This window comes from Streptomyces sp. NPDC001492 (genome assembly GCF_053597275.1).
In genome coordinates this window covers 98,516-121,899 of the sequence record NZ_JBSFHW010000016.1, presented here as the reverse complement: position 1 = coordinate 121,899, position 23,384 = coordinate 98,516, and the positions used below count along the sequence as shown (strand labels likewise).

The 23,384-nt window shown below is 71.0% G+C and carries 20 protein-coding genes, 1 tRNA gene and 2 pseudogenes; 12 read left to right on the top strand and 11 right to left on the bottom strand.

Features of this window, described 5'->3' with window-relative positions; genetic code table 11:
• The first annotated feature begins 111 nt into the window (after window positions 1–111).
• Window positions 112–681, top strand: a complete 570-nt coding sequence (locus ACWC1K_RS21615; protein ID WP_450833437.1) for an SMI1/KNR4 family protein — start codon at window positions 112–114, stop codon at window positions 679–681.
• On the opposite strand, the pseudogene ACWC1K_RS21610 reads toward ACWC1K_RS21615, so the two are convergent.
• Window positions 670–1,312 (bottom strand): annotated as a pseudogene (locus ACWC1K_RS21610) (phosphotransferase); the annotation flags it as partial. The gene ACWC1K_RS21615 and the pseudogene ACWC1K_RS21610 overlap by 12 nt on opposite strands.
• Between ACWC1K_RS21610 and ACWC1K_RS21605 the strand changes: the two are divergent.
• From ACWC1K_RS21605 to ACWC1K_RS21585, 5 genes and pseudogenes are all read left to right on the top strand, one after another.
• Window positions 1,313–1,876: pseudogene (locus tag ACWC1K_RS21605) on the top strand (S-methyl-5-thioribose-1-phosphate isomerase); the annotation flags it as partial.
• Window positions 1,877–2,029: 153 nt separating this feature from the next.
• The gene (locus ACWC1K_RS21600; RefSeq protein ID WP_344404324.1) at window positions 2,030–2,701 is read left to right on the top strand and encodes a FadR/GntR family transcriptional regulator; all 672 of its coding nucleotides are present in this window, start codon (window positions 2,030–2,032) and stop codon (window positions 2,699–2,701) included.
• Window positions 2,702–2,862: 161 nt separating this feature from the next.
• Entirely contained in the window at window positions 2,863–3,843 is a 981-nt protein-coding gene (locus ACWC1K_RS21595; RefSeq protein ID WP_450833436.1) for a PAC2 family protein, read from the top strand.
• Between the two features lie 255 nt (window positions 3,844–4,098).
• On the top strand, window positions 4,099–5,820 hold the full coding sequence (locus ACWC1K_RS21590; RefSeq protein WP_450833434.1) for a S8 family peptidase: 1,722 nt from the start codon (window positions 4,099–4,101) through the stop codon (window positions 5,818–5,820).
• Between the two features lie 34 nt (window positions 5,821–5,854).
• Window positions 5,855–6,439, top strand: coding sequence for a hypothetical protein (locus tag ACWC1K_RS21585; protein WP_450833433.1), 585 nt, complete (start codon window positions 5,855–5,857; stop codon window positions 6,437–6,439).
• Between the two features lie 100 nt (window positions 6,440–6,539).
• Here ACWC1K_RS21585 and mshC read toward each other — a convergent pair whose 3' ends face one another.
• The 4 genes from mshC to ACWC1K_RS21565 all read right to left on the bottom strand — a co-directional run bounded on the left by mshC (window position 6,540) and on the right by ACWC1K_RS21565 (window position 10,045).
• Window positions 6,540–7,769: a cysteine--1-D-myo-inosityl 2-amino-2-deoxy-alpha-D-glucopyranoside ligase gene (gene mshC / locus ACWC1K_RS21580; protein WP_450833431.1), complete on the bottom strand. Its 1,230-nt coding sequence runs from the start codon at window positions 7,767–7,769 to the stop codon at window positions 6,540–6,542.
• Between the two features lie 94 nt (window positions 7,770–7,863).
• On the bottom strand, window positions 7,864–8,694 hold the full coding sequence (locus ACWC1K_RS21575; RefSeq protein WP_450833429.1) for an SCO1664 family protein: 831 nt from the start codon (window positions 8,692–8,694) through the stop codon (window positions 7,864–7,866).
• The gene (locus ACWC1K_RS21570) at window positions 8,658–9,248 is read right to left on the bottom strand and encodes a DUF3090 domain-containing protein (protein WP_389075517.1); all 591 of its coding nucleotides are present in this window, start codon (window positions 9,246–9,248) and stop codon (window positions 8,658–8,660) included. Before ACWC1K_RS21570 ends, ACWC1K_RS21575 begins: the two co-directional genes overlap by 37 nt.
• A gap of 110 nt (window positions 9,249–9,358) precedes the next feature.
• Window positions 9,359–10,045: a histidine phosphatase family protein gene (locus ACWC1K_RS21565; RefSeq protein WP_450833428.1), complete on the bottom strand. Its 687-nt coding sequence runs from the start codon at window positions 10,043–10,045 to the stop codon at window positions 9,359–9,361.
• Between the two features lie 62 nt (window positions 10,046–10,107).
• Between ACWC1K_RS21565 and corA the strand changes: the two genes are divergently transcribed.
• Window positions 10,108–11,106 carry a magnesium/cobalt transporter CorA gene (corA, locus tag ACWC1K_RS21560; RefSeq protein ID WP_450833427.1) on the top strand — a complete coding sequence of 333 codons (999 nt, stop codon included), beginning with the start codon at window positions 10,108–10,110 and terminating at the stop codon, window positions 11,104–11,106.
• Between the two features lies 1 nt (window position 11,107).
• On the opposite strand, the gene ACWC1K_RS21555 is transcribed toward corA, so the two are convergent.
• Together ACWC1K_RS21555 and ACWC1K_RS21550 are read right to left on the bottom strand one after the other, a co-directional pair.
• A complete protein-coding gene (locus tag ACWC1K_RS21555; RefSeq protein ID WP_450833425.1) occupies window positions 11,108–11,896 on the bottom strand; it encodes a ferritin-like domain-containing protein in 789 nt (262 codons plus the stop codon).
• Window positions 11,897–12,160: 264 nt separating this feature from the next.
• The gene (locus tag ACWC1K_RS21550; RefSeq protein ID WP_450833424.1) at window positions 12,161–13,216 is read right to left on the bottom strand and encodes an LLM class F420-dependent oxidoreductase; all 1,056 of its coding nucleotides are present in this window, start codon (window positions 13,214–13,216) and stop codon (window positions 12,161–12,163) included.
• A gap of 112 nt (window positions 13,217–13,328) precedes the next feature.
• Here ACWC1K_RS21550 and ACWC1K_RS21545 point away from each other — a divergent pair, with 112 nt between their 5' ends.
• Window positions 13,329–14,315, top strand: a complete 987-nt coding sequence (locus tag ACWC1K_RS21545; protein ID WP_450833422.1) for an aldo/keto reductase — start codon at window positions 13,329–13,331, stop codon at window positions 14,313–14,315.
• Complete coding sequence (locus tag ACWC1K_RS21540; RefSeq protein ID WP_450833421.1) at window positions 14,312–16,504, top strand: helix-hairpin-helix domain-containing protein; 2,193 nt, start codon at window positions 14,312–14,314, stop codon at window positions 16,502–16,504. The genes ACWC1K_RS21545 and ACWC1K_RS21540 overlap by 4 nt, the downstream gene beginning before the upstream one ends.
• Before the next feature lie 189 nt (window positions 16,505–16,693).
• Here the strand turns inward: ACWC1K_RS21540 and ACWC1K_RS21535 are convergent, their stop codons facing one another.
• On the bottom strand, window positions 16,694–17,401 hold the full coding sequence (locus ACWC1K_RS21535; RefSeq protein ID WP_450833419.1) for a hypothetical protein: 708 nt from the start codon (window positions 17,399–17,401) through the stop codon (window positions 16,694–16,696).
• 47 nt (window positions 17,402–17,448) lie between these two features.
• Here ACWC1K_RS21535 and ACWC1K_RS21530 point away from each other — a divergent pair, with 47 nt between their 5' ends.
• Window positions 17,449–17,637: a DUF5703 family protein gene (locus ACWC1K_RS21530; RefSeq protein WP_005485166.1), complete on the top strand. Its 189-nt coding sequence runs from the start codon at window positions 17,449–17,451 to the stop codon at window positions 17,635–17,637.
• Window positions 17,638–17,751: 114 nt separating this feature from the next.
• Here the strand turns inward: ACWC1K_RS21530 and ACWC1K_RS21525 are convergent, their stop codons facing one another.
• From ACWC1K_RS21525 to ACWC1K_RS21515, 3 genes are all read right to left on the bottom strand, one after another.
• On the bottom strand, window positions 17,752–18,870 hold the full coding sequence (locus ACWC1K_RS21525; protein WP_450833417.1) for a chaplin: 1,119 nt from the start codon (window positions 18,868–18,870) through the stop codon (window positions 17,752–17,754).
• A 141-nt stretch (window positions 18,871–19,011) separates the two neighbouring features.
• Window positions 19,012–19,245 carry a chaplin ChpH gene (gene chpH, locus ACWC1K_RS21520; RefSeq protein ID WP_030947654.1) on the bottom strand — a complete coding sequence of 78 codons (234 nt, stop codon included), beginning with the start codon at window positions 19,243–19,245 and terminating at the stop codon, window positions 19,012–19,014.
• 138 nt (window positions 19,246–19,383) lie between these two features.
• Entirely contained in the window at window positions 19,384–20,709 is a 1,326-nt protein-coding gene (locus tag ACWC1K_RS21515; RefSeq protein ID WP_450833415.1) for a M20/M25/M40 family metallo-hydrolase, read from the bottom strand.
• A 186-nt stretch (window positions 20,710–20,895) separates the two neighbouring features.
• Between ACWC1K_RS21515 and ACWC1K_RS21510 the strand changes: the two genes are divergently transcribed.
• Window positions 20,896–20,983, top strand: a tRNA-Leu gene (locus ACWC1K_RS21510).
• Between the two features lie 263 nt (window positions 20,984–21,246).
• Window positions 21,247–23,382 (top strand): glycogen debranching protein GlgX, encoded by a 2,136-nt coding sequence (gene glgX, locus ACWC1K_RS21505; protein ID WP_450833414.1) that lies wholly within the window; start codon window positions 21,247–21,249, stop codon window positions 23,380–23,382.
• Window positions 23,383–23,384 lie beyond the last annotated feature (2 nt).

The window sequence follows — 23,384 nt, the reverse complement described above, 5'->3', positions numbered from 1 at the left end:
GGCCTCTCTCCCCTAGGGGGCCGGATCCGCGAGAAGGGCGACTCCGCGCCGACGGAGCCGCCCTTTTCGCGTACGCCCGTCGTTGTCAGTGGCGGGTGTTTTCATGGGCGCATGAACAGTGATCAGGCCGGTGCCGAGGATCTCGCCGCGCTCCGCGCGGCGTTCGGCGTGGACGACGGCGGGGAGTCGGCACTCGGCTGGGACGCGGTGCGCGCCTTCGAGGCGGAGCACGGGGTGGTGCTGCCCGAGCCGTATCGGACGTTCGTGGCGGAGCTGTCGGACGGGTCGCGCCAGGGGCCGCCGGAGTACGGGCTCGTGGGGCTGGCCGACCTGCCCGACGACTGGGCGGACGACGGGACGGGGCGCAGGCCGGGCGAGCCGTTCCCGCTCACGGCGGCCTGGCTCTGGGAGGAGGACGACGGGCCGTACGAGGATCCCGAGGCGGTCATCGGGCAGGTCCTCAACCACGGGTCGATCGTGCTGGGTACGGACGGGTGCGCGATGAACTGGCATCTCGTCGTCAGCGGCCCTCACCGCGGGCACATATGGCACATCACCGACGTGGGCGCGATGCCGTTCGGCTCGGAGTTCGGCTTCACGACCTCCGAGCCCGGCTTTGCCGGCTGGGTGAAGCACTGGGCGGCCGGCAAGGAGTGGTTCGACGCCCCGTCAGCCCAGTGAGGTGGCGAGCTCGCGCACGGCTGCCACGTCCGCCAACTCACCGCGGCGCACGATCAGTTCGCGTCCCAGCAGCAGGGCACGCCGGGACGCCGGTACCGGGTCCTCCAGGTCCGTCAGATCCGTCGGGTGGGCGAAAGCCGATGATGCGGCGGATGATTTCCGTGCCCGCGTAGCCGAGGGACTCCGGCCAGACCCGGCGCAGGAAGCGGTCCAGGTAGGCGTCGCCGAAGAAGGTGTCCACCCGGGTCGGCCACAGGTGGCGGAACTCCGTCTCGAACGCCTGCCAGGACAGGCGGAGTTGGTCCGTGTGGTCGGAGAGTGCGCCCAGGGCTCGTGCCCGCTCCTCCGACACCAGCGCGTTCGCCCAGTACAGGCCGAGGTCGAAGCCGATCGGGCCGACGAAGGAGAACTCGGGGTCGAAGACCCGCACCACCGGGGCGCCTTCGCGGGTGCCGACCATGATGCTGCCGGTGTGCAGGTCGCCGTGGAGAAGGGCCTGGGCGCTGGTCATGAAGGCGTGGCGGAGGTCGGCGACCTCCGTGCGCAGGCGGGTGTCGGCGCGGAAGGCCGTCGCCAGGTCGTCCAGGCCCTCGTGCCAGTGGTTGTGCTCGTGCTCGATGTACGGCTCGGACGCACCGCCCTCGGCGTCATCCGTGAACTGCACGCACGTGGACGCCTCGAGGTCGTCTACGCCGACGAGACGCGCCCCCTCCTGCAGGGCTCCCGCCTGACGGCCTGGGAACTGGCCCAGGAGGGCATCCCGCACTACGTCCAGGCCGACGGCGCCGCGGCCGGCACGCTCCTGCGCGGCGGGGTGGACGCGGCGGTCGTCGGCGCGGACCGCATCGCCGCCAACGGCGACACCGCCACCAAGGTCGGCACCGTCGGCGTCGCCCTGGCCTGCGCCGACGCCGGCATCCCGTTCCTGGTGGCGGCCCCCACGACCACGGTCGACCTGGCCACCAAGACCGGCGACGACATCCACATCGAACTCCGCGGCGCGGCCGAGGTGTTGGAGTGGGGCGGCATACGGATGGCGCCTGCCGGGTCGCGGGGCCACAACCCTGCGTTCGACGTGACGCCGGGCCGCCTGGTGACGGGGCTGGTGACAGAGCGGGGGGTTCTGGAGGTCGCCTCCGGCCGGCTGCCGGATGACCACCTGCATGGACGGGCGGGTGCTGATGCGGGACCGTGACCTGAGGACCCCGACGAGGGCGCCGTCCTCGCCGACCTGGAGATTCTCGCCCCGAGCTGAGCATTCGGCACCACGTTCAGCCCACTGAACCCGCATAATGACCTGATACATCGGATGTCTGAACGACAGGTCTGAACGACAGGGAGGCCGCCCATGGCAGTCACCGACGAGGCGATCGAGAAGATCAAGGGAATGATCGTCTCCGGCGCGCTGCGCCCCGGCGACCGGCTGCCCAAGGAGAGCGAACTGGCCGCCGAGCTGGGGCTGTCCCGCAACTCGCTGCGGGAGGCCGTGCGGGCTCTGTCGCTGATCCGGATCCTGGACGTGCGGCAGGGCGACGGCACGTATGTGACCAGCCTCGATCCGCAGCTGCTGCTGGAGGCGCTGAGCTTCGTCGTCGACTTCCACCGCGACGACACGGTGCTGGAGTTCCTGGCGGTGCGCCGCATCCTGGAACCGGCCGCCACGGCGATGGCCGCCTCCAGGATCAGCGAGCAGCAACTGGACGCGCTCTCCGCCCAGTTGGAGAAACTCGGGGACACTCCGTCGGTGGAGGAGCTGGTCGCCTGTGACCTCGACTTCCACCGGGGCATCGTGCAGAGCTCCGGCAACTCGGTGCTCTGCTCGCTGCTGGACGGTCTGTCGGGGCCGACCACCCGAGCGCGCATCTGGCGCGGTCTGACCCAGGAGGACGCGGTCAGCCGCACCCTGCACGAGCACCGCGCGATCCTGGCCGCGCTGCGCGACCGGGACGCGGAGGCCGCGCGGTCCTGGGCGACGGTGCACATCGCGAGCGTGGAGCAGTGGCTGCGCTCGACGCTCTGAGCGCTTCCCGCACGGGGGCCCGCGACGGCGATCATGGGTGTTCGAGGGCCCCGGACGGGGCAGTGATCCGTTCACTCCCCCGTGCAAGGGGGCTGCGAGCGCCCCCGCCGCACGCCGTAAGGTTGGGTGGTCAAGCGAGGGCACGTCGGAAGGAGGCCTGGGTGATCGAGCTCGAGGGGGTTCCCGAGCTGATCGACCCGGTCATGGTGGCCGCGTTCGAGGGCTGGAACGATGCCGGCGACGCCGCCTCCACCGCGGTCGCGCATCTGGACAGGGAGTGGAAGGGCGAGGTGTTCGCGGCGCTGGACGCCGAGGACTACTACGACTTCCAGGTGAACCGCCCCACGGTGTGGATGGACGGCGGGGTGCGCAAGATCACGTGGCCGACGACAAGGTTGTCGGTGGTCCGGGTCGGCGGCGAGAAGCCGCGCGATCTCGTACTCGTCCGGGGTATCGAACCGTCGATGCGGTGGCGCTCGTTCTGCAACGAGCTGCTGGGCTTCGCGCACGAACTGGGTGTGGAGCTGGTGGTGGTGCTGGGCGCCCTGCTGGGCGACACCCCGCACACCCGGCCGGTCCCGATCAGCGGCACCACGTCCGATGCGGACCTGGCGCAGCGCATGGACCTGGAGGAGACCAAGTACGAGGGCCCGACGGGCATCGTCGGCGTCCTCCAGGAGGCCTGTACGCACGCGGGCGTGCCGGCGGTTTCGCTGTGGGCGGCGGTGCCGCACTACGTGTCGCAGCCGCCGAACCCGAAGGCGACGCTGGCCCTGCTCAACCGCCTGGAGGACCTGATCGACGTGCGCATCCCGCTGGGCGAGCTGCCCGAGGACGCGCGCGCCTGGCAGGTCGGCGTGGACCAGCTGGCCGCCGAGGACAGCGAGGTCGCGGAGTATGTGCAGACGCTGGAGGAGGCCCGGGACACCGCGGAGCTGCCGGAGGCCTCGGGCGAGGCGATCGCCCGCGAGTTCGAGCGGTATCTGCGGCGCCGGGACGGCGGAGGCCCGTCGAGCGGCGGACACGCGACCGCGGACGGCAGCGACAGCACGTCGTACCTGCGGGACAACCCCGGCGGTCGCAACAAGCCGCCGAAGCCACCGAAGCCGGGTCCGGACGACGAGGAGTCCTCGGAGGACTAGCGGGATCGACCGGTGAGGGCGGTGCGCAGCTTGCGCACCGCCCTCTCTGCGTTCCCTCGCCCCGTCCCATGACGGACGACACCGCAGACTTTGGCCGGTTTGCTACGTGACCTCTGTTTCAAGACGGATTGCACACGCTACCCAATTCAACTTGTTTTCAAACCGAGTTGGTGAAGACGGTCTGGACGCCTCGCCGAGACCGTGCTTGGTTGTGCACCGATGGCGCACCCGCACGGACCGAAGGGAGCGGTACCGATGAGCGACCAGGTACAGCCGGCGCAAGGGCCGGGAACGTCCGGGCCGGGGCCAGACGGAGCGGGATTCACCTATCGAGGAGCCGAGCGGGAACTGATCGTCGTCGCCCGTCCCGAGGCCCGGCTGCGCGCCCAGGCCGAGGGCGTCCGCTCGGCCGCGGGAGCCGACGTCTCCGCTCTCAACATGTTCCTCAGCGATGAACAGCTGGCGCTGGAGCCGCTGTTCGGCAGCGAGGAGCGGCTCCAGCAGTCCGCCGCCCCGAGCGACGGCGGCGTGCCCGATCTCGCGATGTTCTACCGGGTGCGCGGCGGCGAGAGCCGCCGGGAGGAACTGCGCTCGCGGATCGCCGCGCTGCCGGGCATCGAGACGGCGTACATCAAGCCCGGTGCCGTACCGGCCTCCCTGGCGGAGGAGAGCGGCCGGCTGAAGGAAGGGGCGCCCGTCACCCCCGACTTCAGCAGCCGGCAGGGCTATCTGCGCCCCGCACCCGAGGGGATAGACGCCCACTGGGCCTGGCAGCGCCCCGGTGGCTCGGGTCAGGGGGTGACGGTCATCGACGTCGAGGGCGCCTGGCAGTTGGGCCATGAGGACCTGGCCGCCAAGCTGGCCGGCGTCGTGGTCGGCACCCCGCTGACCGACCTCGCCTGGCGCAACCACGGCACCGCCGTGATCGGCGTGATCGGCGGCGACCGCAATGAGTACGGCGTCAACGGCATCGTGCCCGAGGCGGTGACCGCGGCGGCGTCCTTCCAGGGCATCGGCACGGCGGCCGCGATCCATGCGGCGGCCGACCGGCTCGGCCCCGGCGACATCGTGCTGATCGAACTGCACCGCCCCGGACCGCGGTTCGAGTACGCCGAGCGCGACGACCAGCGCGGTTATGTCGCCGTCGAGTGGTGGCCGGACGACTTCGCGGCGATCCGGTACGCCACCGCCAAGGGCGTCCTGGTCGTCGAGGCGGCCGGCAACGGCGCCGAGTCGCTGGACGACGCCGTCTACGAGCGCCGGCCGGACGACTTCCCCGAGTGGTGGCGCAACCCCTTCAATCCCTCCAACCAGTCCTCCGGTGCCGTCCTGGTCGGCGCGGGCGCTCCGCCGCCCGGCACGCACGGCCGCGACCACGGCCCGGACCGCTCCAGGCTCGCGTTCTCCAACTACGGCGCCCGGCTGGACGCCCAGGGCTGGGGGCGCGAGGTCACGACCACCGGCGGCTTCTGGGACAAGCCCGGCGATCTGCAGGGCGGGCCCGAGGAGATCGCCTGGTACACGGACACGTTCTCCGGGACCTCCTCCGCCTCCCCGGTGGTGGTCGGCGCGCTGGCGGCGCTGCAAGGGATGCTCAAGGCGGCCGCCCAGGAGCCGATGTCCCCGGAGCGTGCGCGCGCCGTACTGCGGGCCACGGGCTCCCCGCAGCAGGACGCGCCGGGCCGGCCCGCCTCGCAGCGGATCGGCAACCGGCCCGACATCAAGGCGGCGGTCACCCATCTGCTGCCGGAGGCGGTCGGCTCGGGCCAGGCCGAACGGTACTGGGACGAGCTGCTGCCGTACCCCCGTGAACTCCCGCCCAGGCTCAGGCTGTTCGTGGCCGGTGCCTGGCGGAACCTGAACCACCCGTCCCCGGAGATCCGCCAGGCGGTGCACTCCGCCTTCGCGGGGGGACGGCCCGACGTCCGAGTGTGGTTCTCGGACGACGAGATCGTCGGCCTGGTCGTCACGGGCTGACGAATCCCAACCATCAAGGGAAGGTGACACCCGCATGAGCACCACCCCGCAGATGAGCCAACTGGGACAACAGCAGGGCCAGCAGTTCCCGAGCACGTCGCCCTACCAGCAGTACCAGCAGCAGCCGTTCGGACAGCAGCAGGGCTACGGCCAGCAGCAGCCGTTCGGGCAGCAGCAGCCCATGGGTACGGGCATGGGCATGGGCTCGCTGGAGCAGCTCCAGCAGCTCGGCCAGCAGCAGCCCTTCCAGCAGCTGCTTCAGCAGCTCGGCCAGCACCAGGGCTACGGTCAGCAGCAGCAACAACAGCACGAGCAGCAGGTGCAGCAGCAGCTCCACCAGATCGCCCAGCTCGCCGTGCAGCACGCTCAGCAGCAGGTCCAGCAGCAGGTGCTGCAGGCCGGGATCGCGGACGGCTACATCGACGTCGTGCAGCCGCTTCCGGGGCAGCCCAGCCTGATCGCGCTGCGCATCAACGGCCAGCTGAGGATCTTCGCCAACCCGAACCCCCAGACCCACGACCAGGTCCAGGAGGCCTTCGCGTTCGGCCACCAGGTCGTCGGCATCTGGGACTCCGGCTCACCGCAGGTCCTGCGCAGCATCCAGATCCGCAGGATCTGATCCACACGTCTGATCCAGGCGGTCCGACCCACACGAAGTGACACAAGGGGCGCTTCCTCCACCGAGGAAGCGCCCCTTGCCCGTGCCCAGCCGGCTGCGGCTACAGGGCCACGCCCAGCAGAGCGTCCACGGCCCGCGACACCACACCGGGTGCGCCGATGTCCGTACCGCCCTCGGCGTCCTGCAGCGCGGCCCAGCGGTCGACCGCGGCGAGCGCGGCCGGGGCGTCCAGGTCGTGCGCGAGCGCCTCGCGCAGCTCCTCGACCAGGGCCTCGGCGGGCGGCCCGTCGGGGCGGGAGACGGCGGCGCGCCAGCGCCCGAGTCGCGCCACGGCGTCTTCCAGCACCTGGTCGGTCCACTCCCAGTCGGAGCGGTAGTGGTGGGCGAGCAGCGCCAGCCGGATCGCGGCCGGGTCCACGCCGTCGCGCCGCAGCTTGGACACGAAGACCAGGTTGCCCTTGGACTTGGACATCTTCTCGCCGTCCAGGGCGACCATGCCGGCGTGGACGTACGCCTTGGCCATGGGGAACTCGCCGGTCAGCACCTGGGCGTGCGAGGCGCCCATCTCGTGGTGCGGGAAGGCGAGGTCGGAGCCGCCGCCCTGCACGTCGAAGCCCATGCCGAGGTGGTCCAGGGCGATGGCGACGCACTCGATGTGCCAGCCGGGGCGACCGCGGCCGAGCGAAGCCCCGTCCCAGCTGGGCTCGCCCTCGCGGGCGGCCATCCACAGCATCGGGTCGAGGGGGTTCTTCTTGCCGGGACGGTCAGGGTCGCCGCCGCGCTCGGCGGACAGCAGCCGCATGGCCGCCGCGTCGAGACCCGAGACCTTGCCGAAGTTCGGGTCGGACTCCACGGAGAAGTAGATGTCGCCTTCGAGTTCATAGGCGGCGCCCGCGTCCCGCAGCCGCTCGACGAGCGGCACGATGCCGGGTATCGCCTCGACCGCGCCTATGTAGTGCTGCGGCGGCAGCATCCGCAGGGCGGTCATGTCCTCGCGGAAGAGGGCGGTCTCCTTCTCGGCGAGGGCGACCCAGTCGATGCCGTCGCGCTGCGCCCGCTCCAGCAGCGGATCGTCCACGTCGGTGACGTTCTGGACGTACTGAACCTGGCGCTTGGTGTCGAGCCACACGCGCTGAACGAGGTCGAACGCGTTGTAGGTCGCCGCGTGACCCATGTGGGTCGCGTCGTACGGCGTGATGCCGCAGACGTAGATACGGGCGACGGGACCGGGGGCGAGGGTGACGAGGCCGCCGGTCGCGGTGTCGTGGATCCTCAGGTCGCGGCCCTGACCAGGCAGGGCGGGGACCTCGGAAGCGGGCCAGGCATGCATGTCATGAGCCTAACCGGACGGAACTTCCGTATACGAACCGGACCGGGCCGGATGGCTGGTAAGGCCCTCTTGCGAGATGCCCGCCAGTCTGCTTCTACACCGGTGGCCAGGGAATCGCAGGCCACTCGCCGCTCGGCTCGGGATGCCTGCCCGACTCCAGGAGTACGGCGACACGCGCGCGCGTGGCGTCGAGTTCGGCCTCCGTGATCAGGCCCGCCAGCCGCCTGGCCAGCGCTCCTTGGGCGCCGAGGGCCTCCTGGAGGGTCTTGAGGACGTCGACCGCCGCCGGGTCCAGCGGCTCCCCCGCCCACCCCCACAGCAGCGTCCTGAGCTTGTTCTCGGTGTTGAAGGTCACGCCGTGGTCGATCGCGTACAACCGGCCGTCGGCCGTGGGCAGCAGATGGCCGCCCTTGCGGTCCGCGTTGTTGATCACTGCGTCGAGCACGGCGAGCCGGCGCAGCCTCTCGTCGTCGGCGTGCACCAGCAGCGCCGTCTTCCCCTCGCCGACCTCGGCGAAGCCGATCGCCTTCCAGCCCGGCTCCGGCTCCTCACCGTCGACCAGGGCGAGCAGCTCGGCCTCGGGGCTCACCTCGATCCACAGCTGGACCATCCCCTCGCCGTACGGCCCCTCCCGCAGCACGGTGGGCGGGACGAGCCCCCAGCCGGTCGCCTCGGAGACCTCGTAGGCGGCCACCTCGCGACGGGCGAGGTTGCCGTCGGGGAAGTCCCACAGGGGCCGCTCACCGGCGACGGGCTTGTAGATGCAGGCCGCTTCCCGGCCCTCGTGGGAGAGCGTGCAGTACAGCGCCGCGTTGGACGCCTCGCGGATACGGCCGCGCACGGTGAGCTCGCCGTGGGTGAGCAGATCGGCGAGCGGCTCGTCGGTCGTCACGCTCCGCGGCGGTATCCGTTCTGGCGCGGACATACGTGTCCTTCCGGGTCGAGCGGGAGGCTGCACAGCGGGCACGGCGGCCGCCCGGCGTTGACGACGTCGAGGGCGCGCTTGGCGAAGGCCCGTGCCTGCGCGCCGGTCAGCCGGACCCGCAGCATCGGGGGTCCGTTCTCCTCGTCCTGGAGCAGGCGCTCCTCCGCCTCGGCCAGGTCCTCCTCGGAGTCGGCGTCGAGCTCCACGAGGGCCTGCGCCTCGACGATCATGCGCTGTTCCTCGCCGTCCCAGGCAAGGGCCATGGTGCCGACCCGGAACTCCTCCTCGACGGGGGTGTCCAGCGGATCGGTGTCGGAGATCTCCGCGGAGGCCACGGCCGGGACGGCGGCGCTGCCGCCACTGCGGCGTACGACCTCGTCGAGCAGTTCGTCCATGCGCTCGGCAAGGGCGGCGACCTGGGTCTTCTCCAGGGCCACGCTGGTCACACGGGGGCCCGCGGTGGCCTGGAGGAAGAACGTACGGCGTCCGGGCATACCGACCGTACCGGCCACGAAGCGGTCCGGGGGGTCGTAGAGGAACACCTGACGGGACACGTCCTGTCTCCTGGAATCGTGGATCGACATCGGACCGGATGACCGCACGGCCTGCTGGTGCGGACGGGGGCGGCGCTACTGCGACCGCTTCACCCTACTGCGCCCGACGATCACGGTGCGCCCGCACCGCCCCCGACCGGGGCGTCCCCGGCCGGGGGTTCCTCGCGCGGCGCCAGCGACGCGAAATCGCCGGTGTCACCGAGCCGTACAAGAAACGGCCTCAGACGTGTGTAACGGATCGCGGTGATGGAACACGGTTCAACGGAAATCCTCTGGAACAGGTCGAGATGAAGCCCAAGTGCCTCAGCGACGAGCGACTTGATGATGTCGCCGTGCGAACACATCAGATAGACGGCGTCGGCGCCGTGGTCGCGCTCCACGCGCGCGTTCCATTCTCGTACGGCTTCGGCGGCGCGGGTCTGCATCGCGCGCATCGATTCGCCGCCGGGGAACGCGGCGGCCGACGGATGCGCCTGCACGACCTCCATCAGCGGCTCGTCCTTGAGCTCGGCCAGCTTGCGGCCGGACCAGTCGCCGTAGTGGGCCTCCCCGATCCGCTCGTCGGTGTGCGCGGTCAGCTCGGGGCGGGCGTCGAGCAGCGGCCGGATCGTCTCCTGGCAGCGCTGCAGCGGGCTGCTGACGACCTCGGAGATCGGCAGCCCGGCGAGCCGCCCGGGCAGGGCGGCGGCCTGCGCGGCGCCGCGCTCGTCGAGGGCGACACCGGGCGTCCAGCCGGCGAGCACCCCCTCGGTGTTGGCGGTGGAACGTCCGTGCCGGACCAGGATCAGCGTGGGCATGCGGCCAAGGGTAGGCATACGCCGGGGTGCGTCGGGGGGCCTGGGGCGGGAGAATACGCTCCGTGATCGTCGACTGCGCCATCTACCGGGACGGGCGCCGGACGGAGGGGCCCGCGGACTTCTCGCACGCCCTGGCGCAGTGCCGTCGCGGGCACGACGCCTTCGTCTGGATCGGTCTGTACGAGCCGACGGAGAAGGAGTTCGAGCGGGTCTCCGAGGAGTTCGGGCTGCATCCGCTGGCCGTCGAGGACGCCCTGAACGCGCATCAGCGGCCCAAGCTGGAGGTGTACGACGACTCGCTGTTCATGGTCCTCAAGCCGGTCGGATACGAAGCGAAGAGCGACATCGTCACCTCCGGGGAGGTCATGGTCTTCATCGGCGACTCGTTCGTGGTGACGGTGCGGCACGGCGAGGAGGCGCCGCTCGCGGCCGTGCGGCACCGGCTGGAGGAGGAGCCCGACATGCTCCGGCACGGGCCCACGGCGGTGCTGTACTCGATCGCCGACGCCGTGGTCGACCACTACCTGGAGGTGGCGGCCGAGCTCGGCACCGACCTGGAGGAGCTGGAGGCCGAGGTGTTCTCGCCGATCGCCGGGGGCTCGCGGCACACGGCATCCCGCATCTACGCCTTCAAGCGGCAGGTCCTGGAGTTCCGCCGGGCCACGGGCCCGCTGGCGCAGCCGCTGGCCCGGCTCGCGGGCGGCGGCGTCTTCGGCGTCCGGGTGCCCTTCGTGCACGAGAAGGCACAGCCCTTCTTCCGGGACGTCAGCGATCACCTCACGCGCGTGAACGAGTCGGTGGAGGGCCTGGACCGGCTGGTCTCGGACGTCCTGTCGGCGCATCTCGCGCAGATGAGCGTGCGGCAGAACGACGACATGCGGAAGATCTCCGCGTGGGCGGCCATGGCGGCGATCCCCACCATGATCGCGGGGATCTACGGCATGAACTTCGACCACATGCCGGAGCTGCACTGGCGTGTGTCGTACCCGGCGGTGATCCTGGCGATGGCCGCCCTGGAGGTGCTGCTGTACCGCCTCTTCAAGCACCGGGGCTGGCTGTAGCTCAGGCGAACTCGGGTGCCGTCGTGGCGGGTCCGCCCAGCGCGTCGCGCCGCTCGGGCATCCGCAGGCTCACCATGCGCCGCCAGCCCGCGCACCGCTCGTACGCGTAGACGGCGTGGATACCGGCCGCGAGCAGCGCCGACTTGGCCCTCGGCCAGCCGAGGATGCGTCCCATGTGGTCCATGACGGCGAGGCTGACGTCCCGGTAGATGCGGATCTCCGCGAGCGCGCACTCCCGCAGCGTGCGCTGGATGGCACGGCCGTGTCCGGCGTATGCGAAGCGCAGCAACTCCTCGTGGCAGTAGGCCAGGTGGTTGTCCTCGTCGTCGGAGATCATCCGCACCGCGCGGCCGATGTCGGGGTGGTCGGCGAAGTGCCGGCGCAGCAGGTCCATCTGCTCGGAGGCGCGCTGCTCGGTGACCCGGCTGTGGGAGAGGTAGGTGACGATGTCCTGCACGGTGAGCGGCTCGTCGTTCCTGAGCTTCTCGTGGGGGAGCCCGATGCCGTTCTTCTCCAGGAGCATCGTGTAGTCGGTCTCGGGCGGTACGGGGACGGGGTCGAGCCCGCGCTTCTTCATCAGGGCGTTGAAGATCCGCCCGTGCTTGTCCTCGTCGGCGCCGTGCCGGGTGATCCTGGGGGCGAGTGCGCGGTGGCTGTCGGGGACCAGCGCGGCGATCCGCCCGTTCTCCCAGCCGCCCTGGGACTCACCGCTGGCCGCGATGGAGCAGAACAGGGCGAACGACTCGTCGTCGTCGAGGATCTCCTGGAAAAGACTCCTGGCCGAAAGCATCGCGGGCACCTCTCTGCCGGTCTCGGTTCTGCCAGTCCCTGCCGGATTCCGGCGGGTTCCGCAAAGAACGAGTCAAATGCGCTGTCAGAGGTGCTGCAACAGCTGTGTCGGACAACTCGGCCAAAAGGAGGACCCAAGGGGTCGGTTCGGAAGCGTAACCGCGCGCGCCCGGGCGCGTTGTTCCCCGTGACGGCCGTGGCGGGGAAGACCCCCGAGCCCCCACCACGGCCGCAGAAACCTCTCCCCCGCAGCCCGGCTCGTGCGTTACGCCAGTCCGGCGCGCTCCAGGGCCTCGGTGCCGGCGCGGAGCGAGGCGATCCGCTCCTGAAGCGTGAAGCCGGCCGGGTTGAGGCTCAGGGTGGTGACTCCGGCCTCCGCGTACTGCTTCATCCGGTCGGCGATGCGGTCCACGGAACCGAGCAGCGCCGTCTTGTCGATCAGGTCGTGCGGGATCGCGGCCGCGGCGCCCTGCTTGTCGCCGGACAGGTACTTCTCCTGGACCTCGGCGGCCGCCGCCTCGAACCCCATGCGCTGGGCGAGCTGGTTGTAGAAGTTCTGCTTTGCGCTGCCCATGCCGCCGACGTACAGCGCGGTGTAGGGCCGGAACGCGTCGGCGAGGGTGGCCACGTCCTTGTCCTCGCCGACGGAGAGCGGGAGCGTCGGGCAGACGTCGAAGCCGTCGAGGGTCTTGCCGGCCTTCTCCCGCCCGGCGCGCAGGTATTTGATCGTGGTCTCCTCGAGGTGCTCGGCCGAGGGGAAGATCAGCAGGGCGCCGTCGGCGATCTCACCCGTCTGCTCGAGGTTCTTCGGGCCGATCGCGGCGATGTACAGCGGGATGTGCTCGCGCTCGGGGTGCACGGTCAGCTTGAGCGGCTTGCCCGGGCCGCCGGGCAGCGGCAGCGTCCAGTGCTCGCCCTCGTACGACAGCCGCTCGCGGGTCATCGCCTTGCGCACGATCTCGACGTACTCACGGGTGCGTGCCAGCGGCTTGTCGAACTTGACGCCGTACCAGCCCTCGGAGACCTGCGGGCCGGAGACGCCGATGCCGAGGCGGAAGCGGCCGCCGGAGAGCGAGTCGAGGGTGGCTGCGGTCATCGCGGTCATCGCGGGCTGGCGGGCCGGGATCTGGAAGATGGCCGAGCCGACGTCGATGCGCTCGGTCTGGGCGGCGACCCAGCTGAGCACGGTGGCCGCGTCCGATCCGTAGGCCTCGGCGGCCCAGCACACGGCGTACCCGAGCCGGTCGGCCTCCTTCGCGACCTCCAGGTTGTCCGCGTCCATTCCGGCACCCCAGTAGCCGAGGTTGATCCCGAGCTGCATGCCGATACCCCTTACCGATCAGTAACGTCCCTGTTCGCCAGACCCTAGCGTGCGGAAACTGGTTGTCCACAGGCCCCCACGCCGAAGGGTCGGGCCAGTAATCTCGGCGTTCATGGAGCAGAGGTATCTCGGCCGGACCGGCCTTCGCGTGTCCCGCATCGGACTCGGCACGCTCACCTGGGGCAGGGACACCGACGAGCACGACGCCGCGGACCTCTTGAAGACGTTCTGGGAGGCGGGCGGGAGCCTCGTCGACACGGCGGACGTGTACGGCGACGGGGAGGCCGAGTACCTGCTCGGACGCCTCATAGAAGGCCTGGTTCCGCGCCGGGACCTGGTGATCTCGACCAAGGCGGGCAGCGTGCCGGACCCGGACCGCCGGGTGGACGGCTCGCGCGGGCACCTGCTCTCCGCGCTGGACGCCTCGCTGACCCGGCTCGGCACGGACTACGTCGACGTCTGGCACATCCACGCCTTCGACCCGTACACCCCGCTCGAGGAGACCCTCCAGGCCCTCGACCTGGCGGTCAGCAGCGGCCGGGCGCGCTATGCCGGCGTCTCCAACTTCTGCGGCTGGCAGCTCGCCAAGGCGGCCACCTGGCAGCTGGCGGCCACGGGGCCGCGGACCCGGCTGGCCAGCACGCAGATGGAGTACTCGCTGCTGCAGCGCGGCGTGGAGCGCGAGGTGCTGCCGGCCGCGCTGGACCTGGGCATCGGCCTGCTGCCGTCCTCGCCGCTGGGCCGCGGGGTCCTGACGGGCAAGTACCGGGGCGAGGTCGTGCCGTCCGACTCGCGCGGCGGCTCCGAGCACCTTGCGCCCTTCGTCGCGCCGTACCTCGACGACACCGCGAGCCGCATCGTGGACGCCGTGCAGACCGCGGCGGACGGCCTCGCGGTGACGCCCCTCCAGATCGCCCTCGCGTGGATCCGCGACCGGCCCGGGGTGGCCGCGCCGATCGTCGGCGCACGCAACTCTTCCCAGCTCACGGCGGCATTGTCAGTGGAGGCCCTTAGTCTTCCTGACGAGATCTGCCGGGCGCTCGACGACGTGTCGGCGCCCGTGCACCGCTATCCCGATCACGACTGGAGCACGCTGTGAGCACGGAGCCCGAACCCACCGAGGACGCAGAGAACGCCGAGCCGGGGACGCCGGGCGCCGCGGAGCAGAGCGGCGAGGGCGAGACCACGGCGGACGGCGGCGGCGAGGCCGCCGCTCAACTGTCCGAAGCCGAGGCCGAGCTGGCGGCTCAGCGGCTGGAGCGGGAGCGGATCGAGCGGCGCAAGGCGGAGAAGGCGGGGCCCATCGAGGCCGGAGCGAGGCTCAGCGGGAAGGCCGCCGATCTGCTGGCCGCCGTCCGTGCCGTGGAGAGCGGCGCGAAGCCCGTGGCCACGGTGTTCAGCGAGTCCGCCCCGCGCCGCCCCGCCCCCGAGCCGGTACGGCGTCCACAGCCGACGCCCTCGGCCGTGCCCGCTGCTCCCGCGCCGGAGGCCGTCGACGCGGTACGGCGGGTGCTGACCGACGGCGGCGCGCCGGACGCGCTCGCACCGCAGGTCGCCGCGGTCCTCGGCGAGGGCGCGGAGGACGTTCTGCGGGAGGATCCCTGGCTGCTGTTGCGCGTCGGCGGTGTGCGGCCCGAGCAGGCCGACGGCTTCGCGCGGGCGCTGCTCGGCGCGGAGTGCGGTCCGGACGACGAGCGTCGGGGCCGGGCGCTGACGGGCTGGCTGCTGGAGCAGGCGGCACTCGCCGGGCACACGGCGCTGGAGATGCCTGCGCTCACCGCCGCGCTGGCCCAGCGGGGCGTGCCCGACACCGACGCGGCCGTGCAGAGCGCTGTCACGGAGGGCGAGGCCCTGGTCTTCCAGGACGCCCTCGACCCGACCGCTCCGGCACCGGAGACGGCCGAGGAGGCCGAGGAGCGTCCGGTACGGATCCTGGTCGGCCTGGAGCGGTACGCGCTCGCGGAGGAGAGCCTCGCCGACGGACTCACCCGCCTGATCAACTCGGTGCCGAAGGAGGACGGTTCGGCCGAGGCCTGGGAAAACGCCGCCGCCTCCGCACCGGACTCCACCGCCGAACTGGTCCGCGCGGTCGCGGGCCACGGCCTGGTGCTGCACACCGGCGGCGAGGCATCCCTCGCCGAACCGGCGGCACTGCTCCAGACGGCCACCGCCCTCGGCCTGCGTGCCTGGGCCGCCACCCACAGCCCTGCCGGCCGCGACCGCTTCGCAACGCTGTGGGCGGCGGCCGGGCGCCGGGGTGGCAACGCGGCGAGCGGCGCCCTGCCCGACCGCACCACGGCAAGCGCCCTGCGCGACAGCGATATGCCGGAAGGCTGCGTCGCCACCGTCGCCGGGCTTCTCTCCGGTGACGAGGGGCCCGGGCGGGACGCGGACGGGGCGTTGGATCTGGATCTTCTCGTCGTGCTCGACGCGCCCCAACTGGACGTCGAGACGGGGGCCCTGCTCGTCGAGTCCTTGCCCGACGGTGCCCGGCTGGTGCTGGCCGGGGACCCGGGGGTGCTGTGGTCGGCCGGGCCGGGCCGGGTGTTCGCCGATCTGCTGGCGGCGCGGGTCTGCCCCCGGATCGCGTCCCGGCGGCCCGACCTCGGCCCGCTGGGGGAGCTGGTTTCCGGCATCGGCATCGGTGAGCTGGGCCAGGTCGAGGCTCCCGGCAAGGAGGTCGTGATCGTCCCGGTGCGGGACGCGGGCGAGGCGGTCCACCGCACCGTGCAGCTCGTCGCCGACTCGGTGCCACGGGCGATCGGTGTGCCGCCCGAGGAGACCGTGGTGATCACCCCCGGCCATGGCGGCGCGGCCGGCACCCGCGCGCTCAACGCGGCCCTGAAGGAGCGCCTCAACCCCGGCCCCGGCCGCTTCGGAGGCTTCGACCCCGGCGACCGGATCGCCTACTCCCCCGCACCGGGCCGTACGACAACGGGCAAGGTCGTGACGGCCGACGCCGAGGGGCTGCACCTGACGTGCGCGGGCACCCCCGTCGTCGTACCGAAGGAGCGGGTGGAGCAGTCCGTGCGGCACGGGTGGGCGCTGACCGCGCACCAGGCGGTGGGCAACCGGTGGCCCGCGGTGGTCGTGGTGCTGCCCGGGGACGCGGCGCAGTCCCTGAGCCGCCCGTGGGTCTACACGGCCTTCGGCAGGGCGGACCGCCATCTCTCCGTGGTCCACGGCGTGGACCAGGCACTCCCCCGTGCCGTGGCCGAGGTCCCGGCAAAGCCCCGCACGACCCGTCTGCCGGCACTGCTCAGCACACAGGCACCGGCCACCGACTGACCAGGGGGCCCGGCACCCACCTCAGGGGCACGGGGCTGTCTCGATGTGCGGCTCCGCCGCGTGGGCGCGACCAGCCACAGACGGCCCGCAGCCAAACACTCACCACGTACCCGAACAGCGGCGGCGTTCACGGAGATCATCCGTGAACGCCGCCGCCGTAACGGTTCAGCCCTGCGCCAGCGGCCCGCGCTAGCGGTCCGCGTCCAGTGGCTCCAGGTCCTCGTCGCCGTCCAGATCCGTGTCCAGTTCGTCCTCGATGTCGTCGTCGACGCCGGCCAGGCGGCCGTCCTCGATCTCGTCGTCGAAGACCGCGCTGACGTCGAAACGGCAGACCACCCGCTGCGGATCGATCTGCTCGAACGGCGCCTCCAGCCAGTCGCCCGGCTCGGCCGGTTCGTCCGTGGCCGTCACCCAGAGCGTGGAGTCGCCCTCCTCCAGGCCGAACTCCTTGTGCCGCGAGGCGATCTCGTCCGGTTCGAACTCGCCGAACAGAACGCCCAGCGCCCCGTGCACGGTCGCGGAGGCCGCCGCCCCCCGACCGTCGTCGTCCGCCGCCTCCACCCGCTGCGCCTGCGCCAGCAGCCGATGCTGGTCCGCGACGGCGTAGTCGCGGCGGATCAGCACACTCAGCGCGTTCGGCTCCTCGGGACCCGTGTACGGCGGCAGCGTGTCCTCCGCACCGGGGATCTCGAAGGGCGTGACCTCGTCGTAGCGGTCGTAGAGCAGCTCGTCGTACGTCTCGGCGGCCGCGGCCAGCTCGTTGAACGCCTCGTAGACCGCCTGGTCATCCTCCCCGGACCTGCGTTCGACCGCGGCCAGGTGGCGGTCGAGCGCGGTCTTGACCGCCTCGGCGGCGGCTCGTACCTCGGCAGCGGTGGGCTGCGCAGCATCAGACATAGTGCAGACGCTATCCGTACCGGGCCCCAGCCCGCACAATAGATGCGATGCCGGAATACGAATTTGTCGACGTGTACGTGCCGCGCGGGGTGTCCCGCAAGGACGCCACACGTCTGCTGACGGACCATGCCGAGTACGGACACTGGGAGTTGGACCGTCTGAGCCTGCTGCGCGACGGCAGCCGCAGGGTGCGGTTGCGCCGGCGGATCATCCGCCAGGTGCGCGCCACGTGGTGAGCTGAGGCGAGGACGGAGACGACGGAAACGGAGCGGGCCCCGCCAGCACGGGGCCCGCTCCGTTCTGCGCACCTCAGGGGAAGTTTGCGGTGCTTGGCGTGGAGATGCGCCGGTTCAGACCGAGGCGCGTGCCTTGCGGTACATGACCGCACCCGCCAGCAGCGCTCCGGCGCCCACCGGGAGCACGACGCCGATCGGCAGGTCACTGCCGGTGTGCGCGAGCTGTGCGCCGCCCTGCGGCTGGGTCACCGTCTGGGTGCCCGGGTGGTTGGTGTGCGAGGAGCCGCCCGGCGTGCTCGGGTTGCCGGGGTGGTTCGGGTTGCCGGGGTGGTTCGGGTTGCCGGGATGTCCGGGGTGTCCCGGGTGTCCGGGGTGTCCCGGAGTACCGGGGTTCCCCGGGTTTCCGGGCGGCGGCGTCTGGTGGCCGCCTCCAGGAGGCGTCGTGTGCCCACCCGAACCGCCGTTGGAGCACTCGTTGTCCTCGGCGGCGTTGCCGATGCCGACGATGTTGACGGTGTTGCCGCAGGCATTGACCGGCACATCGACCGGCACCTGGACGGTGTTGCCCGAGCCGATGCCGGGCGAGTCACTGGAGTGTCCGCCGGCATGGGCCCCACCGCCGGAACCGCCGTGACCGCCCTCGTTGCTGCACTCGTTGCCCCGCGCCGGGTTGTGCAGTCCGACGACGTTGACCGTGTTGCCGCAGGCATTGACCGGCACATCGACCGGCACCTGGACGGTGTTGCCCGAGCCGATGCCGGGCGAGTCACTGGAGTGTCCGCCGGCGTGGGCCCCGCCGGAACCGCCGTGACCGCCCTCGTTGCTGCACTCGTTGCCCCGCGCCGGGTTGTGCAGTCCGACGACGTTGACCGTGTTGCCGCAGGCATTGACCGGCACGTCGACCGGCGCCTGGACGGTGTTGCCCGAGCCGATGCCGGGCGAGTGACTGGAGTGTCCGCCGGCGTGGGCCCCGCCGGAACCGCCGTGACCGCCCTCGTTGCTGCACTCGTTGCCCCGCGCCGGGTTGAGGAGTCCGACGACGTTGACCGTGTTGCCGCAGACGTTCACCGGCACATGCACCGGCGCCTGCACCGTGTTGCCGGACAGTACGCCGGGCGAGTCCGAGGTGGAGCCGTTCGCGGCCGAGTCGGCGTGGGCGTAACCGCCCGCCGCGGCGAGCACACCGGTCGCCGCCATCACGGTCATCAGGCCCTTGCGGGTGACCTGTCGCATTGCTGAATTCTCCCTGCCTTCATTCCTGACCTGGAATCCCGCGAAATTCCGTGCGGAAATTCGCGAAACTGCCGGTCGGCTCCGGAGCGCATGGCCGCGCTCCGGAGCCGACGGGCGTGCACGACCCTCAGCGGGTCGACGTCACTTGTTGATGCAGGTGTTGCCGAAGGCGGGGTTCAGCAGCCCGATCACGGAGATCGTGTTGCCGCAGACGTTCACGGGGACGTGCACGGGCACCTGAACGACGTTGCCGGAAGCGATACCCGGGGAGTGCACCGCGGCACCCTGGGCACCGGCGTCGGCGACGGCCAGGCCCGCACCCGCGAGAACCAGACCACCAGTGGCAGCCGCAGCAGCGACGACCTTCTTGAGCATTATTCCTCCTTGTTGGCAAAAGCGATCTCGTGTTGCTGATCGCATTACCTGTAACGAGGAGGAAGTAATGGAGCTACGAGCTGATGGTCGCATTCACCCTTCTCGGGCCCGTTCCGTACGCGCGGCCGATTACGAAGGTCACGAGGCGTCGATGAAGCGGTCCAGCACGCGCACGCCGAACTTCAGGCCGTCGACCGGCACCCGCTCGTCGACACCGTGGAACATGCCGGCGAAGTCCAGCTCCGGGGGCAGCTTGAGCGGTGCGAAGCCGAAGCCGCGGATGCCCAGCTCGTCGAAGGACTTGGCGTCCGTGCCGCCGGAGAGCATGTACGGGATCGCCTTGGCGGCCGGGTCCTCGGCCACCAGCGCGGACTGCATGGCGTCCACCAGGGCCCCGTCGAAGGTGGTCTCGACGGCCTTGTCGGCGTGTACGTCCTCGCGCCTCACCTTCGGCCCGAGGATCTTGTCCAGGTCGGCGAGGAACTCCTCCTCGAACCCGGGCAGGAAGCGCCCGTCGACATGCGCCGTGGCCTCGCCCGGGATGACGTTGACCTTGTAACCGGCGCCCAGCTGCGTGGGGTTGGCGGTATTGCTCAGGGTGGCGCCGATGAGCTTGGCGATGCCGCCGAGCCTGGCCAGGGTGCCCTCCATGTCCTCCGGGTCCAGCTCGGTGCCGAGCGCGTCGCCGAGTTCGTCGAGGAAGGCCCGGGTGGTCTTCGTCACCCGCACCGGGAACTTGTGCCGGCCGAGCCGCGCGACGGCCTCCGACAGCTCGGTGATGGCGTTGTCCCGGTGGATCATCGACCCGTGCCCGGCGGTGCCGGCCACGGTCAGCTTCATCCAGTGCATGCCCTTCTCGGCCGTCTGGATCAGATAGAGCCTCCGCTGCTCGTTGACCGTGAAGGAGAAGCCGCCGACCTCGCTGATCGCCTCGGTGACGCCCTCGAAGAGGTCGGGGTGCTTGTCGACCAGGTGCCGGGCGCCGAACGTGCCGCCCGCCTCCTCGTCGGCGAGGAAGGCGAGCACGATGTCGCGCGGGGGCCTGCGCCCGCTGCGCAGCCGGTCGCGCACGACCGCCAGGGTCATCGCGTCCATGTCCTTCATGTCGACGGCCCCGCGGCCCCAGACGCAGCCGTCGGTGACCTCGCCGGAGAAGGGGTGGTGGGTCCAGTCGTCGGCGTTGGCCGGTACGACGTCGAGGTGGCCGTGGATGAGGAGCGCGGGCCGTGACGGGTCCTCGCCCTCGATCCGGGCGACCGTGGACGCCCGGCCCGGGTGCGACTCGAAGATCTTCGAGTCGAGGCCCACCTCGGCGAGCTTCTCCGCGACGTACTCGGCCGCCTTCCGCTCACCCGGACCCGAGTGGTCGCCGTAGTTGCTGGTGTCGATCTGGATCAGCTCGCGGCAGAGGTCCACGACCTCGTCCTCGCCGGTGACGCCCCTGGCCGTGTCCGTCTCGCTCACGCTGCTTCCTCCCGCTGTCACTGCTGGTGGTTCCCCTCATCCTCCCCCTGAGCCCGGCGCTCCCCAAGACCGGGCTCCGCCCGTCACACGCCGTTCACGCGGGACGGGGGGTGACCGGGGACCTCGCGAAAGCCTGGTAATGTTTCCTTCGTCGCCGCGGGGGAAAACCCGCACGACAGACACCTTGTCCGGGTGGCGGAATGGCAGACGCGCTAGCTTGAGGTGCTAGTGCCCTTTATCGGGCGTGGGGGTTCAAGTCCCCCCTCGGACACCAGCCGAAGCCCCCGGCCGCTCAGCGGCCGGGGGCTTCGTCGTTCGTTGAGGCCGTTGTGGCCGCAACCCGCCCTCCGGCGCCGTGCCCGCGCTGATTCCGCAAGATTCCCCGAGGTCCGGCGAAGCCCCAGCTCCCCTGGTGCGCTCCGGCGCGCGCCGGGCTCCGCGACGCCCTCCGGATTTACAATTTACTTGACTCGACCTTACAGGGCTTGTTGACTGGTTCGGAGCCAGTGACTCCCAGGTGACAAGAGGTGAAGCTCTGTGAAGACCCAGGGAAGCCTGACGATCGAGCGTCTGCCGGAGGCCGTCCCGAGAGTCACAAGGGGGCGCCCACAGCCCCTGGGCGCCACCGTCGACGCCGACGGCGTGAACTTCTCGCTCTTCTCCGAGCACGCGACACGCGTCGACCTGCTGCTGTTCGACCGCTGTGACGCGCCCCTGCCGTCCCGCGTCGTACGCCTGAGCCCCGAGCGGCACCGCAGCTTTCACTTCTGGCACTGCCATGTGGCAGGGATCGGTCCGGGGCAGGTGTACGCGTACCGGATCGACGGCCCCCGCAACACCCACCACTCGGGGGCCCGCTTCAACCACCGCAAGGTGCTCCTCGACCCCTATGCGCGGGCCAACATCAACAGCTGCTGGGACCGCGCCCACGCCATCGGCGGCGGGGACAACGTGGAGCACTGCATGCGCAGCCTGGTCGTCGACCTCGACGCCTACGACTGGGAGGGCGACCGCCCGTTACGGACGCCGATGGCGGACACGGTCATCTACGAGATGCACGTACGCGGCCTGACCGCCTCGCCCACCTCGCGCGCCGCCCATCCCGGCACCTTCTCCGCGGTCGTGGAGAAGATCCCGGAGCTGAAGCGGCTCGGCATCACCGCCGTGGAACTGCTGCCCGTCTTCGACTTCGACGAGACGCAGATCCTGCGCACCGGCCCCGACGGCACACCGCTGCGCAACTACTGGGGCTACGACCCGTACGGCTTCTTCGCCCCGCACACCGGCTACTGCGCCGAGCCCCACCTCGCCGGGCACATCACCGAGTTCCGCGACATGGTCAAGGCGCTGCACCGGGCGGGCATCGAGGTCATCCTCGACGTGGTGTTCAACCACACCAGCGAGGGCAACGAGTACGGGCCGACGATCAGCTTCCGGGGCCTCGCCAACGAGGCGTACTACCACCTGTGGCCGCAGGACCGCAGCCGCTACATGGACTTCACGGGCTGCGGGAACGCGGTCAACGCCAACCACCCCATGGTCACCAAGTTCATCCTGGAGTGCCTGGAGTACTGGGTGACCGAGCACCATGTCGACGGCTTCCGCTTCGACCTGGCCTCGGAGATGTCCCGCGGTCCCATGGGCTACGAGATGGCCGTACCGCCGGCCCTCTGGGCGATCGAGCTGTCGCAGGTGCTCGCCGAGACGAAGATCATCGCGGAGCCGTGGGACGGCGGCGGGCTGTACCAGGTCGGCCGGTTCCCGGGGAAGCGCTGGGCGCAGTGGAACGGGCCGTTCCGCGACGATGTACGCCGTTTCGTGCGCGGGGACGCCGGCCTGGTCGGGGAGATCGCCTCCCGGCTCGGAGGTTCGGCCGACCTGTTCTTCCCGCAGCAGGTGCTGCCCACCAACAGCATCAACTTCGTGACCTGTCACGACGGCTTCACCCTCAACGACCTGGTGTCGTACCAGCACAAGCACAACCACGCCAACGGCGAGTCCGACGCCGACGGCGCGCACGAGAACTTCAGCTGGAACTGCGGGGTGGAGGGCCCGACGGACTCCGAGGAGGTGGAGCGGCTGCGGGTGCGGCAGATCAAGAACTTCCTGTCGATCCTGATGCTCAGCCGGGGCGTGCCGATGCTGCTCGCCGGGGACGAGTTCCGCAACACCCAGCACGGCAACAACAACGCCTACTGCCAGGACAACGAGACCTCCTGGCTGGACTGGGACCAGGCGGAGAAGGAAACGGAGATACGTTCCTTCACCGAACGGGTCATCGGGCTTCGCAAGCGTTTCGGGACCTTCCGTGAGGCCCGCTTCTTCACCGAACGCCGCAATGAACGGGGTCAGGCCGACGTCACCTGGCACGGCACCAAGCTGCTGTGCCCCGGCTGGGACCACGCGGACGCGCGGGTGCTGGCGGCCACGCTCGGCGGCTTCGACGGCGACCCCGACCTGCATCTGATCCTGAACATGTACCACCTGGGCCTGGACTTCGAGCTGCCGCCCGTCGAGGGCCACCGCTGGTTCCGGGTCCTGGACACGGCCTGCTCCGGGCCGCACGACCTGCCGCCCGCCGGCGCGGAGGAACCGGTCGACGGGGCCGTCTTCCACGCCCACGGCCGCAGTGTCGTCCTCCTTGTGGCGCTACCCGACGAGAAGGGCACGTGACG